Raw genomic sequence first — 15,414 nt, forward strand, 5'->3', positions numbered from 1 at the left:
CCTAAAAGGTAACATCTAATCACGTAAAACGAATTAATGCACCCATACGAGACCATCCCACTCAATGTCGCAGGCTACATTGTCGCCGCTTGGCTGATCCTTTCTCACCTCTGGATGTTAGTAAAAACAGACAATGCCATAGAGTTTCTCAAAAAGTTCCCACGCAATGGCATGGCTGGCACTATTCTTATGGCTACAGGCATGCTCTGGTTCTGGCTTCTCGTCGTCCCATTCGATTCACCTATCGCCATGGATCTTGGTGAATTCAATGGCTCCAAGAACATTCTGTTAGCCGCTGTTCCAGTGGTGGCATTCCTCATGATTACCCACGTTCGAGAATTTCTCGCAGTCCGTGGACTCGGTGTCGTCTGCCTTATGGCCGCAGCTCCATTGTTAGCCGCTGCTTTCCAAGAGCCAGCGACAGGCAAAGTTCTCATTCCACTCTTCGCATACGGCATGTTAACCGCTGGTCTCTTTTTCGTCGGAATGCCCTACGTAATGCGCGATGCCATTAACTGGGCAACTGCATCTGCTGGCCGCTTCAAAGCTCTCGTGCTCGGAGGTCTCGCTTACGGCGTAGCTGTCCTCGCCTGCACTATTCTCTGGTACTAAAACCACATCAGCGCTCGCTCGTAGTCTTTATAGGCAAAATGCTTTATCTCAGCTGAGATGAAATGTTTGCCCAAGCTCTCTCCAAGAGTTCCGATTTTTGCATCTGTCACTAGAGCGACTTTTTCAATTTCCTCGTGATGATTTTTGACGAAGCATAAGTGCTTCATGAACGCATCCCAATCCTCCCAACCAGGAAAAAATTGGGTGTAAATGATCAAGCCGTGGAGCCGAAGGTGTTTCTCTAAGTAGTCATCCACACTCTCCGTAAGCACCTTAAAATCTGCTGCTGTTAGTTTAGACTTAGGTTCGACCTCTACCAAACCGCGATCTTCAAATATTTTATAAGTAAGCATAGCTCAAAACCTAACATCTATGCTTCGATACGCTAAGAAAAAACCTCATGAGCGCTGAGCCCATGAGGTTTTTAAATTTAAAAAAAATACTTTCTAGAACTACTTTTTCGCCCAGGAATCGCGGAGTCCCACAGTGCGATTGAAGACTGCCTTCTCACCAGAAATGTGTTCCTCACTGTCCGCACAGAAGTAACCCACGCGCTCAAATTGGAAAACGCTACCAGCTGGTGCCTCACCGAGACTTGGTTCAAGTTTCGCCCCAGATTTGAGTTCGAGACTTTCCTCATTGAAGCAGCTCATAAATCCACCTTCTTCGGCATCAGGGCTTTCAGCCGTGAATAAACGATCGTAGAGACGAATCTCAGCATCGACAGCGTGCTCAGCACTGACCCAATGGATCGCCGCTTTACACTTCACTCCTTCTGGAGGGCTTTGCCCAACAGTTCCGGGTAAAAATTCCACGTGCACAGCGATTACATTGCCCGCTTCGTCTTTCTCATGGCTCACATATTGGAGAATGTACCCACCGCGAAGACGCACTGCACGACCAGGCCCGAGACGGAAATACTTCTTCGGTGGATCTTCCATGAAGTCATCGCGCTCAATGTACACTTCCTTACCGAGCGCAACCTTGCGAGTCCCTGCTTCAGGATCTTCAGGATTGTTCTGACATTCCATTTCTTCCACAGAGCCTTCTGCCCAGTTATCAATCACCACCTTGAGAGGATCTAACACCGCCATCCGACGCTGTGCAATTTTGTTAAGATGCGCGCGTAACTCAAATTCTAATAAAGCCACATCAGTCGTCGCGTTGAACTTGGTCACACCGACTTTCTTAATAAAATTACGGATCGCTTCTGGCGTATAGCCACGGCGGCGCATTCCTGAAAGTGTCGGCAAGCGCGGATCGTTCCAGCCACTCACGATACCTTCTTCCACAAGCTGCAACAACTTGCGCTTACTCATCACCGTGTAAGTAAGGTTGAGTCTTGAAAATTCGATCTGACGTGGAGTCGAAGGCGTAGGGCAATTCGCAACTACCCAATCGTAAAGTGGTCTGTGGTCTTCAAATTCTAGCGAGCAAAGCGAATGCGTGACCTTTTCCTTTGCATCTTCAAGCGGATGCGCGAAATCGTACATCGGATAAATTTTCCACTTATCTCCCGTGTTGTGATGGTCGACATTGAGCACACGGTAAATCGCAGGGTCGCGCATGTTCATGTTAGGCGACGCCATATCGATCTTTGCACGCAGCACAGCACCACCAGCTTCGAAACCACCATCGCGCATTTTCTCAAACAAACTGAGGTTCTCCTCAGGAGTGGTATCACGATATGGAGAATCCGTCCCCGGCGTATTCACATTGCCACGAGCCTCACGCATTTCCTCCACAGTCTGTAGGTCTACGTAGGCTTTCCCTTCTTTGATCAGGCTCACCGCACAGTCGTACAGATAGTCAAAATAATCCGAAGCAAAGAACAAGTTCTCGCCCCAATCAAAACCTAACCACTCGACATCTTTCTTGATGCTCTCGACGTACTCCACATCTTCTTTGATAGGGTTCGTATCGTCGAAGCGGAGATGGCAGCGACTCCCTTGAGCTTGATTCTCTTGAGCAATTCCGAAGTTGATGCAGATCGCCTTGGCATGGCCGATGTGCAAGTATCCATTTGGCTCCGGTGGAAAGCGCGTGATAATTGCCGCATGTTTTCCACTGGAGAGATCTTCCGCGATAATCTCGCGGATAAAGTCTTTCTTATCTTCAGAATTACTCATAATTGCTGCCCGCTTCATGCTGCAAATTCATCGCCCTTGCAACTCCTATTCACGCTTCTTCTTTGCTCTTTTTTTAATCCCCTCTAAAGTTCTCTCCTAACAAATGGCAGCGCCCACCTCATTCACTAGCTTTGACACCACTCCCTTTGCTCTCTCTCAATGGGGAAATGCGCAGAAGCCTAAAATGATTCTCATCGGCATCCACGGGTTTTGTGGTGCATCTAACGACTTCACAGGCCTCGCCACCCAACTCACTTCTCAACTAGAAACTCTCTGTGTCTACGCCTACAATCTACGCGGTATGGGCCTCGACCCTGTCCCCTCTCGAATCGGCGACATTGACAATCCCGATTACTGGATACGCGACCTTCAATCCCTTGTACTCAGACTCAAACTCCAACACCCACAGAGTAAAATAATCTGCTGTGGCGAGTCACTCGGGGCACTCATTGCCCTCCACACCTGTGCATACTTTCAAAAAAAATTCCCTTGTGACGGCCTCGTTCTGCTTTCACCCGTTGTAAGTTTAGAACATCACATTTCTTCATTAAAGCTCACTATAGCTCACACCATAGCACGTATTTCGCCGACTGTACGCATCCCCATGCAGCGCTTGATAGGCGACCAAACAGTCAAAGTCACTCAGGCATCTGATAACCACCTCGCTCAATCGCAGACAAATCCGTGGCACGTCAGTAGCTTCACCCTCAGATCACTCTCAGCAATTGTCGGCTATATCCAATCCGCTTCCCAGTCCCTGCAACAACTCACAACGCCTAGTCTCATCATCTACGGTGGAAAAGACTTTTTTACCAGCCCTCGTGACGTTGAGACCTTCATAAAACACGCTCCAGACTCCGCCAAACCTGCCTCGCACTACTTTCCCGATGCCTATCATCTACTACTCTACGATACTCAAGCTTCTAAGATTTTCCAATTGATTGCCGACTGGCTGGAACTTTCCTATTGCCAGCCAGCTCGATTCTAGCAATCTTTTCTCAGCTATGAATCTGCGCCTACTCATCCTCATCCCCCTCATTGGTTCCCTCGTGAGCTGTGACGCTCTCAACGAGCCAGTCTATTACGATTCCCACGGGCAGGCAGCAGCTCAACCACAACTTGTGCAAGCCCCCGTGGCCCCAGATCAAGCTTCACCGGCGCCAGCACCTAGCTATAGTAATGCACCAGCGACACCTCCAGTGAAACGCGTCCATTCGTCGCATCAATCACCACCGAGCAGCCCATTCATGCAACCGGATGTCCTCGGGCTCCCTGCGCAAGAAGACCTCAAAGAAACCTCTTCCGCTACTCCTCGCAGCGACAGCTCCGGAGGACTCACCGTCCCTAGCCGTTAATTTCTAAAAGCTCAGTTGCCAATCCGAATCCCCCAGTTCCCCGAGCTTGAATAATAGCCGCGGATCCCGTAACTCGGTCTGCAATAACCATACAAACGGTAGGGCGCATAATGATAGCCCGATGCCCAACCGTAACTGTTATAATGGTACGGACTGGAATGATAAGGCTGGGCCGATCTCACATAAGGACGACGCGTGTCCCAAGTAAATCTCTCTAAAAAATATTCAGGCTTCCGTTGCCAATGTGGCTTCCATTCCTCTTTGGTCACGGATGCAGGAAGCACTCTCACAAGCTTTCCATCAGCATTATACCATTCTTCCTCCTTCGCTTGAGAAAAAATAACGAGGCCCAGAGTAATGCATGAAATTAAAACTTTCATTCCTCACCAAGTTACACCATTTCCTCTTCCAACAAAATCATTTTCCACCATGCGCCCACACAAGAAATTTGTCCCATTCCCATTCGAGTACCATCAGGAAATAGAACTCAATATCGAGTCGCTCTCCAATCTCGGTGTGGGCATCGCTAAAGTAGACATCCCTTCACAAGAAGATCCAAGCGAACTGAGCAAATGGGTCGTCTTCGTCCCCTTTTCCCTCCCCGGTGATAAAGTCCGTGCGCGCATTTTCCGCAATGACAACAATTGCTCGCAAGGCGATTTAGTCGAAGTCATCGAACCCTCACCTCACCGAATCGACCCCAAGTGCCCACTCTTCGGCGAATGCGGTGGCTGCCAATACCAACATCTCGAATACCAAACCCAGCTCGAGTGGAAAACCCAGCAAGTCGGCGAATTGCTCAAACACATGGCAAACATCAACCACGAGGTCAAGCCAGCCATCCCATCGCCGCGCCAGTGGAACTATCGCTCCAAGCTCACGCCACATTTCAACAAGCCAAAAAATGGCAAGATCGAAGCCATCGGATTCCTCCGCAACGGCCGCCGCAACTCTATCCTCGACGTTCCCCAGTGCCCAATCGCTATGGAGGAAATCAACGATGCCCTTCCGCATCTCCGCAAGGAGGCTCAGCTTAATGCCAAGCAATTCAAAAAAGGTGTCACCATGCTGATGCGCGTCACCGAAGGCCAAGTCGAAACCAACCACCGCTCCATCGCCACTGAACACGTCAGCGACCTCGCATTCAACTTCCTCGCGGGCGACTTCTTCCAGAACAACCCATTTATCCTTCCAGCCTTCACCGAGTACGTAGCCAAGCACGCTTCCATGCATAACGCGAAGTACCTCGTCGATGCCTATTGTGGTTCCGGCCTCTTCGCGCTCGCACTGGCTTCCTCATTTGACAAAGTAGCTGGTGTCGAAGTCTCCGAAACAGCTGCCGATTGGGCTCGCGCCAATGCACGCCAAAACAATATCGAAAACGCCACCTTCAAGGCCGCAAGCGCAGAAGCCATTTTCGCCGACATTGACTTCCCTGCCGACGAAACTGCTGTCGTCATCGATCCACCGCGCAAAGGCTGCAATGAAGAATTCCTCTCACAGCTCTTCGCCTTCGGCCCTTCCCGCTGCGTTTACGTCTCGTGTAACCCTTCCACCCAAATGCGCGATCTTCAGGAGTTCATTAAAGCCGGTTATGTGTTAGAAGAAGTCCAACCCTTCGACCTCTTTCCTCAAACTCGCCACCTCGAATGCGTCGCTGTACTCAAAAAGGGATAATCTGCTACCATAGCGCATGAACCTGAAAAAATTCCTCATCACAATGGGTATTCTCCTAATTCTAGGAGGCTTCATCAGTGATGCCATTCAGTTCATAAAGCTTTTTAAGAAAGACCCTAACGAAGTCATTTTTGAGGTTCCTGGGTCGGCTACCTTTAGTGCGCCTAAAGCTGGCAAATACACCTTGTGGCATCACTACGAAACACTGCACCAAGGTGAAATCATCAGAAATGAAGAACTGCTCCCAAACGGAACGCGCATCTCTATTTCTGACGAATCGGAAAATCCTATCCCGCTAACATCCGATATGAGTTCCAGCTCCTCCACTGGCAATTATTCAAAGGTAAGTATTGGCAGCATCACGCTCGATTCTCCCCAAACAATCAATATCCTAGTTTCTAGTGACAACGAAAAACGGATCTTGAGCATGTCTGAAAATAGCTTCCTAAAGCATTTCCTCACACTCTTCATCGTTACTTTTTTCACCTTTATCCCTGGCATTGGTCTAGTCATCTGGGGGATGTTAATCAAAAGCCCCAGCACACCACCGCCACTTCCACCTCAGTAACACTGAGTGTACTTCAACTACACAAACCCAACCCTCAAGCATCTTCATTAAGCAATGGACAACACTAAGATTAAAAACATTTTCTGGGACGTCGACGGAGTCTTAGCCGACCTCAATTTCGCTTACTATCACTTCCTAACAAACCACCCTAACTATCGCGATCAATACAAAGATCTCAAGTGGGAGCAACTTCCTGAAGTGTTGCCGATCATTCCTGAATACGGAGCATTGGAACTGAAAACACATCCAGAACTAGGTACCGAAATGGATAAAGATTTTTGTGCGGACCAGTCATACTTTAGAAATCGCCCACTCTATCCCAATGTCATTGAAGTCCTCAAAGAACTTAACGAGCGCGGCTATAGGCAATTCACAATGTCTGCCACTTTTGACGTCGAAGCGAAAACTGCCTACCTCAATGACATTCTCGCTCCTGTCACCGATTTCCTAATAATTGAATGCGTCCAACATGGAGCCTTCATGCACGACACCGCTAAAATCGATCGTCTCAAAGAATGTTACGAAAAGTATCAACTCGACCCAGCTGAGACCATCCTAGTCGATGACAGGATCTACAACCAATACGCAGCAATCGACTCCGGCGCCCATCCAGTCAGACTACGATGTGAGTTCACCAGCGACCTACCTGAAGAACTCGCTTGGATTCCCGAATTCGAAAATGTCGAAGCCGTAAAAAACTGGCTCCTGTCATCATAAATCCGACTCATTGCCGGTAGTACTTTATAAAGCTAATTTTGAGCGATTAGATTGGCAAAATAATATAACTCACTCACCACCAAACATCACAATTTGCGCATATAGTGCTGCGTTATATGGATAGTTGTTGATTCACATATGTATTCCTATTATTTGAAGTGACTCTTTTTCACGGAAAATAAGAAGAATTCATGCAAACCCTAACGAATCACTCAAGACCATCGGTCATGAAATCCCGAGCACCCTGGTATAGTGTGCTCCTTACCATGGCGATGTTTGTGACTTTCTCGCATGGTGCTGTCCTCCAGTTTCAAGCAGGTCTCACACCTGGAGCAGTCGTGCCAGAAAGCCCTGCGGATGACCCGAGCGCCAGCACTGCCAGTGGCACCGCGTATTTCACCCTCACTACAGGTGGAGCGAACGGCCCAAAGCTTAGCTATACAATTAGCCTCAACGCAGGACTCTACTTCGACACGACAATACCTAGAGCTAGCTCAACAGGCCCCGACGAGCTAGTCAGAGCCGTACACATTCATTTTGGCGCTACTGGCACTAACAGCATTCACGCTCTGAATATTTACGGAGTACCTCGCGAAGATGATGCTGAACTTACAGTTTCCCTAAACAACCTCAGCGGCATATGGGATGACAGCGATGAAAACTTTGGAGCGGATGGTGTCCGCGAAATGGGTGATAGCGTCGCCCTCTCCGATGCAATAACAGCACTGCAAAACGGAGAACTCTACGTTCAGGTCCACACCTTCGCTTACCGCCAAGGTGAACTTCGTGGGCAGATAATAGCAGTTCCTGAACCCAGTTCGGCCTGTTTCACCCTCTTTGGCTTCAGCGTCTTGCTCTTCAATCGCACACGAAAACGCTAACAGGCATTTTAAATGTATACCAGTTACTCCGAAGTCACCTAACAAATTACAGCTCAAAAAAAAATGAACGTCCAGCACCATAAGCCATTTCTCACCTTTGTGGCAGCTCTCTTTACCTCCATGTCTCTAGTTTTTGGCCATGGCTTTGAAGTCGTAGTTTTCACAAAAGCAGCTGGTTACAGCCACGCCTCTCGAGATGAAGGAGCTAATGCCATTGCCGCTCTCGGCGTCGATCATGACTTCGGAGTCACCATCACTGATGATGCCCAAACCCTCATCGACGCTCTCCCAAACACCCATGTAGTCGTTTTCATGAGTACCACGGGCGATGTCCTTACAGACACCCAACAAACGATTTTCCAAAGCTGGTACCAATCAGGAAAAGGCTTCGTCGGCGTCCATGCTGCCACTGATACCGAAGCGGATTGGGAATGGTATGTCGATATGGTGGGAGCGACATTCCAAAGCCATCCTCCGGGTACTCATGAAGCAACTGTCAAATTCTTGGACCAGGTTCACCCAATCACCAACGTCATCGATAGCTCCACCAACGAGCGCGTCTTAGAATGGGTCGTTACTGACGAATGGTACGACTTCGTAGCAAGCCCCCGTGGCAATGCCCATGTCCTCGCTGTCGTAGATGAAGAAACCTACACTGGTGGAGGCCATGGAGACGATCACCCGATCGCTTGGTGCCAAGAGTTTGATGGCGGCAGATCTGCATACCTAGCAAATGGCCACCCCGAAGAGATCTTTAGCAATGAAATCATGCTTGGCCTCATGAGTAATGCCATTGAGTGGGCTGCCGGTGAGCTCGGTGGAGACAGTGGCGCCACTGTTGATTCAAATTATGAAAAGGTGATTCTTGATGATCAGGTCTCACGCCCGATGGCTATAGACGTTGCAGAAGACGGTCGTGTGTTCCTCGTCGAACGCTTTGGAGCAGTCAAAGTGCATGACCAAAGTACTGGCATTACTTCTACCATCGGAACTCTCGATGCCTATACTGGAGGTGAATTCGGGGTTCTAGGCATCGCCCTCGCCCCTGATTTTTCCACAACCAACAATCTTTACATCAACTGGTCTCCTAACCCTGGCAGCGAAATCTATAACAGAGTTTCCCGCTTCACCCTAGACGCCAATGGTGACCTCGACCTCACCAGCGAAGTCGTCATCATACAAGTCTACTTAAATCGCCCCACTGAGACTAACAACAATGGCCATCACATCGGCGGTTGCTTGCGTTTCGACACTAATGGTAATCTCTACATCAGCGTTGGAGATAACACCGATGCTTATAATTGGAGCCCGCGCAATGAAGACAACATAGGCTTAGATTCACGAAAAGGTTCTCCCAATACCAATGACTTTAGAGGGAAAATCTTGCGCATCACCCCAAATGTCGGTGGAGGTCCTGTCGCACATCCAAATTACACCATCCCTGAAGGAAACCTCTTTTCTGTTGGCACCCCACTCGCCCGTCCTGAGATCTATGTGATGGGCTGTCGAAATAACTTCCGCTTCTGTATCGATCCCTATACCGACTGGCTTTACTTCGGTGATGTCGGACCTGATGCCAATAACATAAACAGTGGAGCGTATGGAGGCCCTCTAGGACACGATGAGTTTAACCAAGTGAAAGAGGCTGGTTGGTATGGATGGCCATACTATATTGCTGACAGTAAAGCTTACTATGACGGCAATGGAGACCCTTGGACAGTGGCTACAATGCAAGCCGACTTGGCGGACTATTTCGCTAATTCAAGTGGCTTCGCAGGAAGTCTAGCGGAAGCTGGTGACCCGACATTGCTGACTGAGCCAGAACCAGCATGGATTTGGTATACCGATAAGTCAGAAGACACTCTGGAACAATTTTCAGAACTTGGTGATATTAATCGCTCTGCTATGGCTGGCCAGGTTTACGCGCATCAGCCAGGTTATAATTTCCCTCAATACTATGACGGAAGCCTCTTCATCATGGAATTCATGCGCAACCTCATTTTGGAAGTAAAAACCAAACCTGATGGCTCAATCCATGAAATTACCCGTTTTGCGCCAAACATCACATTCAGTCGCCCTATTGATATGCAGTTCGGCCCTGATGGAGCCATGTACGTCATTGAATGGGGAAGCAGCTGGAGCTCGGGCACTTCATCAAACACAAAACTGATTAAGGTACAATATACTCGAGAGCAATCCACACCTATTGCAGTCGCCAGCACTGACGTCACAGAGGGAGCTCTTCCATTGACTGTCAATTTCAACTCGAGTGAGAGTTCGGACCCCGACAATACCGAGCTTACTTTTGCTTGGGACTTTGACGGTGATCAAGTAATCGATTCCACGGATGAAAATCCAAGCTATACTTATACGCAAGCTGGCGTTTACAACGCGATTTTGACAGTAACCGATGCCGACGGCCTCTTCTCCCGTTCTACTATCACTATCAACGTTGGCAATAACCGCCCAGTTCTTACAATGCTTGAGCCCACGGCCTACTCTTTCTTCGACTGGGGTGATACAGTAAACTTCGAATTTACTGTGGAAGACCCAGAAGACGGTACGAGTGCTGCTGGACAGATTACCGATGCTGATGTTTTGTTTGAAACTTCGCTCGGCCACGTTGATCACCTGCATAATTTCGGTCAATATAACCAGCTGAGTGGAGAAATCTTAATTGCCAGAGATGACAGCCATGGTTTTGACGATGACTTGAGTATTATCTTTGATGCAATCTACACAGATGCAGGTGCTACGGGCACTGAATCGCTCACAGGAATAGCAAGGGCTGGGATGTATCCCAAAATAACTATGGCCCAAGTTTTTAATGGTCAATCCGGTGTCTCCATAGCCCTGACTGATGATTCATTAGGAGGAGAAGTAGACATCGTGGACATTGACGATGGAGATTACATCTATTTTTCAGATCGTAATCTGAACGGCATTGAGGCCATTCGTCTCCGTGCGGCTTCTGACAGCGGCTGTACAGTAGAAGTGCGTGAAGGCTCGCCAACAGGAAACCTCATCGGTGAAATATCCGTCCCAGCTGGAGACGGCAGCACTTATCTCGATTACACAGGAGCTCTCAATGGTGTGACTCCCGGCGGCCAAGAAATCTATTTTATCTTTGTGAACCCTTCAGCAAGTGACTTGATAAAACTGAATTGGATCAACTTCCGTGGTACAGGAGCTACCGTGATTGCGGGAAGACCCTCAGTTGAATCCATCAACTTCATCGCTACAAACCAAGTTCAAATCACATTTGATCAGGAAATGGACTATGCCACTCTCGCAATGCTTTCCAACTATACATTTGGTGATAGCGTTACTGTGACACAGGCAACTCCTAGCTCTGATCAAGAATCAGTTATTCTGACTCTCGATGGTGCAGAAGAAAATCATTATTACAACTTAACCTTGTCTAACATTGAAGATCTTGCAGGAGACAGGATCGAAGATAACACGCAATTTACTGTCTTAAATTTCGTCACTGCTGAGCCCCTGTTCTACTTGGGCATCAATGCCGCTGGCCCGAGTTATACTGACTCTGAAGGCAATCTATACGTGACTGACACTGCTCAATCTAATGCTACTCTATTAGTAAATTTTGCAAGAAACACTTCATCGGCTGCTGCCGCTGTAGCTTCCGATTTCGCTGCAGCTGATTCTGGAGTATCTGCTAGTGCCCCAGTTAACATCATCACATCAGCCAACCCCTCCAATCAAGCTGTGACAGCTGAGGGCCTCTCAGGACTAAGCGTCTCTAACACTGGGGGAGCAGGAAGATACACGACCAACAAAGGCAACTATGTGGGAAATGCTATTGTCGATTCATATATCTACGATGGAGACGCATTTGGATCAACTTCAGATAGCCAACTTACCATTAACGGTCTCGATGCTATTGAGGATGGCGACGAAATCAAACTCACCCTCTGGGGCGTGGGTGACACTGACGACTCCGATGTCACCTTTCAAGTTGTCTACAATGGCTCAGTAGTAGGAACTCAGACGACTGACTACGAAGACTCCTCCTCGACCTCCGTCCAGTTTACCTTTGACAAAGTTGCAAATCAAAATTCTATCATCGTCAATTGGGGCTCTGGAGGCACCACCACAGGGGGCTTCAATGGCTTTGCTCTTACTGTTTGGAAAGAACCTTCAGGCTTCACGTTCTCCAGCAGTAGAACCGCCAGCCGAGAACTCGAAATTGCCAACACGAGTGACGATCTTCTCTATCTCAGCGAACGCTACACTTCAGGCACTAGTGATTTGAGCTATGCAATAGATGTTCCAAATGGCAGATACCAGGTACTACTGCGCTTCGCAGAAAGTTACGCAACTACTACTGACCAAAGACTCTTCAATGTCCAGATCGAAGGAGGCAGTGATCTCTTTTCAAATGATCTCGATCTCTTCGAGCAAGCTGGAAAAAATGTAGCTTTCGACTATTTGTCTGAAGAAGTTACCGTCAGCGACAGCACTCTCAACATCGATTTCCAGGATCGTGGAGTCAATAACCCCACCGTCAATGCGATCGGTATTTTCCAAATTGTTGGAAACTCCGAAGAACTACCAGACCCCTCATTTGCTAGTTATCTACGAGACTCAGGTTTATTAACTAGCGCAGCTTCAGACCTCGACGAGGACGGACTCTCAAGCTTGCTAGAGTATGCTCTTGGCGGAGATGACGATACTCATAATAGCAACCGTCAACCGTACTTAAGCATCAGTGGAGACGACTTCAGTTTCACCTTCGAACGTCCATCAAACCTTCCTGACATTCTCTACATCGTCGAAGCCTCAGATTCCTTAAACTCCAACACTTGGAAAGCCATTACCACTTCACAAAGTGTCACTACGCAAGTCAACGGCATGGAACGCGTATCCTTCACAAATCTCGAGACCGCTGCCACTGCTGCTGGATTTACGGAAGATAATTGCTTCTTCAGATTGCGAGTCGAACTGACTGAGCTAAGTGAATAATAGCATATAGACAGTTAGATTGATAGAATGCCACTTGACCCATAGGGGCAACATCTCCTGAAATGCCCCTATGAAAATTCTCTTCGTCTGTCTCGGAAATATCTGTCGTTCCCCCGCTGGTGAAAACATTTTTCGCCATACCGTTCAACAAGCCGACATCGCAGATCAATGGGAGATCGATTCTGCTGGAACAGAAGCTTGGCACACTGGCAAAGGCCCGGATCCGCGCATGACGAAAACTCTCCAGTCGCGAAGTATAGAAGTCACTGGAAAGGCACGCCAAATCCAAGCCCATGACCTAGAAGACTTCGACCTCATCCTCACTATGGACGACGAGAACTTTTCCAATGTCAGCAAACTAGATCCTCAAAAACTGTACGCCGATAAGATCAAAAAATTCACCAGCTTCTGTCGCCAACACTCCGAGACCGAAGTCCCAGATCCTTACTACGGAGGCCAAGACGGTTTCGAGCTCGTCGTAGACCTCCTCGAAGATGGCTGCAGCGCCATTATTGAGACATATTCACAATAATCAACTTGCGCCACCAAGTTTCCGCCACATTATTGTAGTTAATGCGCACGGTCTTTTTCTTCACCCTTCTCAACCTCGGACTCTTTGCTGATGTCCAGAAAGTACCTGAGGTGGTGCAAATTGATGAAACGCGTTACCGACTTGGAGCCATCGAAATTGATAGCGCAAAACGCACCATCACCTTCCCGGCTGAAGTCGAACAAACCGAAGTCCTTGTCGAATATCTGCTCGTCACAGCTCAAGGTAAAGTCCACGAGTCCGTCTTCATTACAGAAGTCGATGCTCTAGAACTGAACATAGCCATGAAACTTCTCGGATATAAAGAATCCAAAGAATTGATTCAAATTCTCGACGAAAACCACGAAGCGACGGGCGTCTATTTTAAAGCAAAAGATGAGCAAACTAAAAGGCTCTCCCGTCTCAGTATCTCCGTTTATTGGGAATTAGATGGTAAACAATATCACTACCACCCCCACCAACTCATTAATGTCGAATCCACAGCCTCGCATATGCCCAACGCTCCCTGGATTTACTCAGGATCTATGCTCAACAAAGGCAAACTCCAAGCCTCTCTCACCGGTGATATCATCGCCGTTTACACTGACCGGACAGCCCTTATCAACTACTCTGGTGAAGGTCGAGAAGACGATACGATCTGGCTCCCTAACAAAAAACTTTTGCCCCCACTCAGCACCCCTGTCACCATCACTCTCACACAGACTAACAAACCTAACTAACAACCATGAAATTAGTCACCCTGCTAACAGCAAGCGCCATAACAAGCTCCTTCACTCTCACTCAAGCAGCCGAAAACCCAAATGCGCCCTACCTCTCCCTCAAACACGAAATGGAACACGCCATCTCTAAAGGGAACCAGTTCTTAAAAACGACTCAAGCCCCTCAGGGGTTTTGGAAAGATGAGAAAACTCCAGCTTACACAGCCCTCGCCCTTACTGCGGCCAGACGCTCACCAAATAGTGAAGAAGCAGAGGCTACTCACATCAAAAAAGGCTACCAGTGGCTACTCGGCACCCAACACAAGGACGGGGGTATCTACGTCAAAGGCCTCGCAACCTACAATACCTCATGTGGCCTTATGGCTCTCGCCGCTTCTGGCGACCCAGCCCACCAAAACGCCATTCTCAAAGGCCGTAAATTCCTCATCAACCTCCAGCAGGACTGGGACTTCAAAGGAGAAACAGACAATGTCAACGATGGTGGTATCGGCTATGGCGGCAGCTACCCACATTCCGACATGTCGAACACCTACCTCGCAATCGAAGCGCTCAAACTCACCGAAGCCACCGCTAAAGATTCAGCAACACGCCAACCCACCCTCAACTGGGACGCGGCGGTCGACTTCATCTCGCGTTGTCAAAACCTCGAAAGCACGAATGATCAACCCGGCATTTCTAACGACGGTTCATTCGTTTACTTCCCCGGTAATTCAAAGGCAGGAACTCAAGTCGAAAAAGATGGTCGTGAAACTCTCCGCGGCTACGGCTCTATGTCCTACGCTGGTCTACTTTCCCTAATCTACGCTGACCTCAAACAAACTGATCCTCGCGTAGAAGCAGTGAAACATTGGCTCGACAACAACTACACAATCGCCGAAAACCCAGGTCTCGGAGAACAAGGGCTATACTACTATTACCAAGTAATGGCAAAGGCCCTTACCGCAGCGGGTGTCGACACCATCGTTACCGAAGACGGTATCAAACACGATTGGCGCAATGAGCTCGCGACAAAACTTCTCAGTAGCCAAAAGCCAGACGGTTCATGGGTAAACGAAAACTCCCGTTGGTGGGAAAATGAAGCGGAACTCGTCACCGCCTATGCGGTACTCACACTCGAGCAAATTTATTTCTCGATTCCTGAAATCCCACAGTCTTAACCACCAGCTAAGCACTCTTTCAAAATCCTAGAGACTACATCAGCTCTCTAGGATTTTTCTTTT

Annotated in this window: 14 protein-coding genes; 11 read left to right on the forward strand and 3 right to left on the reverse strand. The window is 48.4% G+C overall.

What is annotated here, in order from left to right:
- The first annotated feature begins 36 nt into the window (after positions 1-36).
- Positions 37-612: a hypothetical protein gene (locus ACFPK9_RS03585; RefSeq protein WP_377093290.1), complete on the forward strand. Its 576-nt coding sequence runs from the start codon at positions 37-39 to the stop codon at positions 610-612.
- Here ACFPK9_RS03585 and ACFPK9_RS03590 read toward each other — a convergent pair.
- Positions 609-965: a SpoIIAA family protein gene (locus ACFPK9_RS03590; protein WP_377093291.1), complete on the reverse strand. Its 357-nt coding sequence runs from the start codon at positions 963-965 to the stop codon at positions 609-611. The two genes, ACFPK9_RS03585 and ACFPK9_RS03590, sit on opposite strands and share 4 nt — an antisense overlap.
- A 99-nt stretch (positions 966-1,064) precedes the next feature.
- Positions 1,065-2,741, reverse strand: coding sequence for a glutamine--tRNA ligase/YqeY domain fusion protein (locus ACFPK9_RS03595; protein WP_377093292.1), 1,677 nt, complete (start codon positions 2,739-2,741; stop codon positions 1,065-1,067).
- Positions 2,742-2,844: 103 nt separating this feature from the next.
- On the opposite strand from ACFPK9_RS03595, the gene ACFPK9_RS03600 reads away from it, so the two are divergent.
- Both ACFPK9_RS03600 and ACFPK9_RS03605 read left to right on the forward strand, forming a co-directional pair.
- Entirely contained in the window at positions 2,845-3,729 is an 885-nt protein-coding gene (locus tag ACFPK9_RS03600; RefSeq protein ID WP_377093293.1) for an alpha/beta fold hydrolase, read from the forward strand.
- A gap of 16 nt (positions 3,730-3,745) precedes the next feature.
- Complete coding sequence (locus ACFPK9_RS03605; RefSeq protein ID WP_377093294.1) at positions 3,746-4,096, forward strand: hypothetical protein; 351 nt, start codon at positions 3,746-3,748, stop codon at positions 4,094-4,096.
- 11 nt (positions 4,097-4,107) lie between these two features.
- On the opposite strand, the gene ACFPK9_RS03610 is transcribed toward ACFPK9_RS03605, so the two are convergent.
- A complete protein-coding gene (locus ACFPK9_RS03610; protein ID WP_377093295.1) occupies positions 4,108-4,476 on the reverse strand; it encodes a hypothetical protein in 369 nt (122 codons plus the stop codon).
- Positions 4,477-4,525: 49 nt separating this feature from the next.
- Between ACFPK9_RS03610 and ACFPK9_RS03615 the strand changes: the two genes are divergently transcribed.
- The 8 genes from ACFPK9_RS03615 (at position 4,526) to ACFPK9_RS03650 (ending at position 15,351) form a co-directional block, all read left to right on the forward strand.
- Positions 4,526-5,773 carry a class I SAM-dependent RNA methyltransferase gene (locus ACFPK9_RS03615; protein ID WP_377093297.1) on the forward strand — a complete coding sequence of 416 codons (1,248 nt, stop codon included), beginning with the start codon at positions 4,526-4,528 and terminating at the stop codon, positions 5,771-5,773.
- Between the two features lie 16 nt (positions 5,774-5,789).
- The gene (locus tag ACFPK9_RS03620; RefSeq protein ID WP_377093298.1) at positions 5,790-6,341 is read left to right on the forward strand and encodes a hypothetical protein; all 552 of its coding nucleotides are present in this window, start codon (positions 5,790-5,792) and stop codon (positions 6,339-6,341) included.
- Positions 6,342-6,395: 54 nt separating this feature from the next.
- Entirely contained in the window at positions 6,396-7,058 is a 663-nt protein-coding gene (locus tag ACFPK9_RS03625; protein ID WP_377093300.1) for an HAD family hydrolase, read from the forward strand.
- A gap of 227 nt (positions 7,059-7,285) precedes the next feature.
- Entirely contained in the window at positions 7,286-7,939 is a 654-nt protein-coding gene (locus ACFPK9_RS03630) for a CHRD domain-containing protein (protein ID WP_377093302.1), read from the forward strand.
- Positions 7,940-8,002: 63 nt separating this feature from the next.
- Positions 8,003-12,925, forward strand: a complete 4,923-nt coding sequence (locus ACFPK9_RS03635; protein ID WP_377093303.1) for a ThuA domain-containing protein — start codon at positions 8,003-8,005, stop codon at positions 12,923-12,925.
- Positions 12,926-12,995: 70 nt separating this feature from the next.
- Positions 12,996-13,457 (forward strand): low molecular weight protein-tyrosine-phosphatase, encoded by a 462-nt coding sequence (locus tag ACFPK9_RS03640; RefSeq protein ID WP_377093305.1) that lies wholly within the window; start codon positions 12,996-12,998, stop codon positions 13,455-13,457.
- A gap of 41 nt (positions 13,458-13,498) precedes the next feature.
- Positions 13,499-14,194 (forward strand): YdjY domain-containing protein, encoded by a 696-nt coding sequence (locus ACFPK9_RS03645; protein ID WP_377093307.1) that lies wholly within the window; start codon positions 13,499-13,501, stop codon positions 14,192-14,194.
- A 5-nt stretch (positions 14,195-14,199) separates the two neighbouring features.
- Positions 14,200-15,351: a prenyltransferase/squalene oxidase repeat-containing protein gene (locus tag ACFPK9_RS03650; protein ID WP_377093309.1), complete on the forward strand. Its 1,152-nt coding sequence runs from the start codon at positions 14,200-14,202 to the stop codon at positions 15,349-15,351.
- Positions 15,352-15,414 lie beyond the last annotated feature (63 nt).

Source organism: Rubritalea spongiae, from assembly GCF_042652385.1.
Lineage (GTDB): Bacteria > Verrucomicrobiota > Verrucomicrobiia > Verrucomicrobiales > Akkermansiaceae > Rubritalea > Rubritalea spongiae.

What these genes read in the sequence shown, in the direction of transcription:
- ACFPK9_RS03620 (WP_377093298.1), top strand. Translation starts at nt 5,790, where the DNA reads ATGAACCTGAAAAAATTCCTCATCACAATGGGTATTCTCCTAATTCTA.
- ACFPK9_RS03650 (WP_377093309.1), top strand. Translation starts at nt 14,200, where the DNA reads ATGAAATTAGTCACCCTGCTAACAGCAAGCGCCATAACAAGCTCCTTC.
- ACFPK9_RS03595 (WP_377093292.1), bottom strand. Translation starts at nt 2,741, where the DNA reads ATGAGTAATTCTGAAGATAAGAAAGACTTTATCCGCGAGATTATCGCG.
- ACFPK9_RS03635 (WP_377093303.1), top strand. Translation starts at nt 8,003, where the DNA reads ATGAACGTCCAGCACCATAAGCCATTTCTCACCTTTGTGGCAGCTCTC.
- ACFPK9_RS03590 (WP_377093291.1), bottom strand. Translation starts at nt 965, where the DNA reads ATGCTTACTTATAAAATATTTGAAGATCGCGGTTTGGTAGAGGTCGAA.
- ACFPK9_RS03625 (WP_377093300.1), top strand. Translation starts at nt 6,396, where the DNA reads ATGGACAACACTAAGATTAAAAACATTTTCTGGGACGTCGACGGAGTC.
- ACFPK9_RS03645 (WP_377093307.1), top strand. Translation starts at nt 13,499, where the DNA reads ATGCGCACGGTCTTTTTCTTCACCCTTCTCAACCTCGGACTCTTTGCT.
- ACFPK9_RS03610 (WP_377093295.1), bottom strand. Translation starts at nt 4,476, where the DNA reads ATGAAAGTTTTAATTTCATGCATTACTCTGGGCCTCGTTATTTTTTCT.
- ACFPK9_RS03640 (WP_377093305.1), top strand. Translation starts at nt 12,996, where the DNA reads ATGAAAATTCTCTTCGTCTGTCTCGGAAATATCTGTCGTTCCCCCGCT.
- ACFPK9_RS03585 (WP_377093290.1), top strand. Translation starts at nt 37, where the DNA reads ATGCACCCATACGAGACCATCCCACTCAATGTCGCAGGCTACATTGTC.
- ACFPK9_RS03600 (WP_377093293.1), top strand. Translation starts at nt 2,845, where the DNA reads ATGGCAGCGCCCACCTCATTCACTAGCTTTGACACCACTCCCTTTGCT.
- ACFPK9_RS03615 (WP_377093297.1), top strand. Translation starts at nt 4,526, where the DNA reads ATGCGCCCACACAAGAAATTTGTCCCATTCCCATTCGAGTACCATCAG.
- ACFPK9_RS03605 (WP_377093294.1), top strand. Translation starts at nt 3,746, where the DNA reads ATGAATCTGCGCCTACTCATCCTCATCCCCCTCATTGGTTCCCTCGTG.
- ACFPK9_RS03630 (WP_377093302.1), top strand. Translation starts at nt 7,286, where the DNA reads ATGAAATCCCGAGCACCCTGGTATAGTGTGCTCCTTACCATGGCGATG.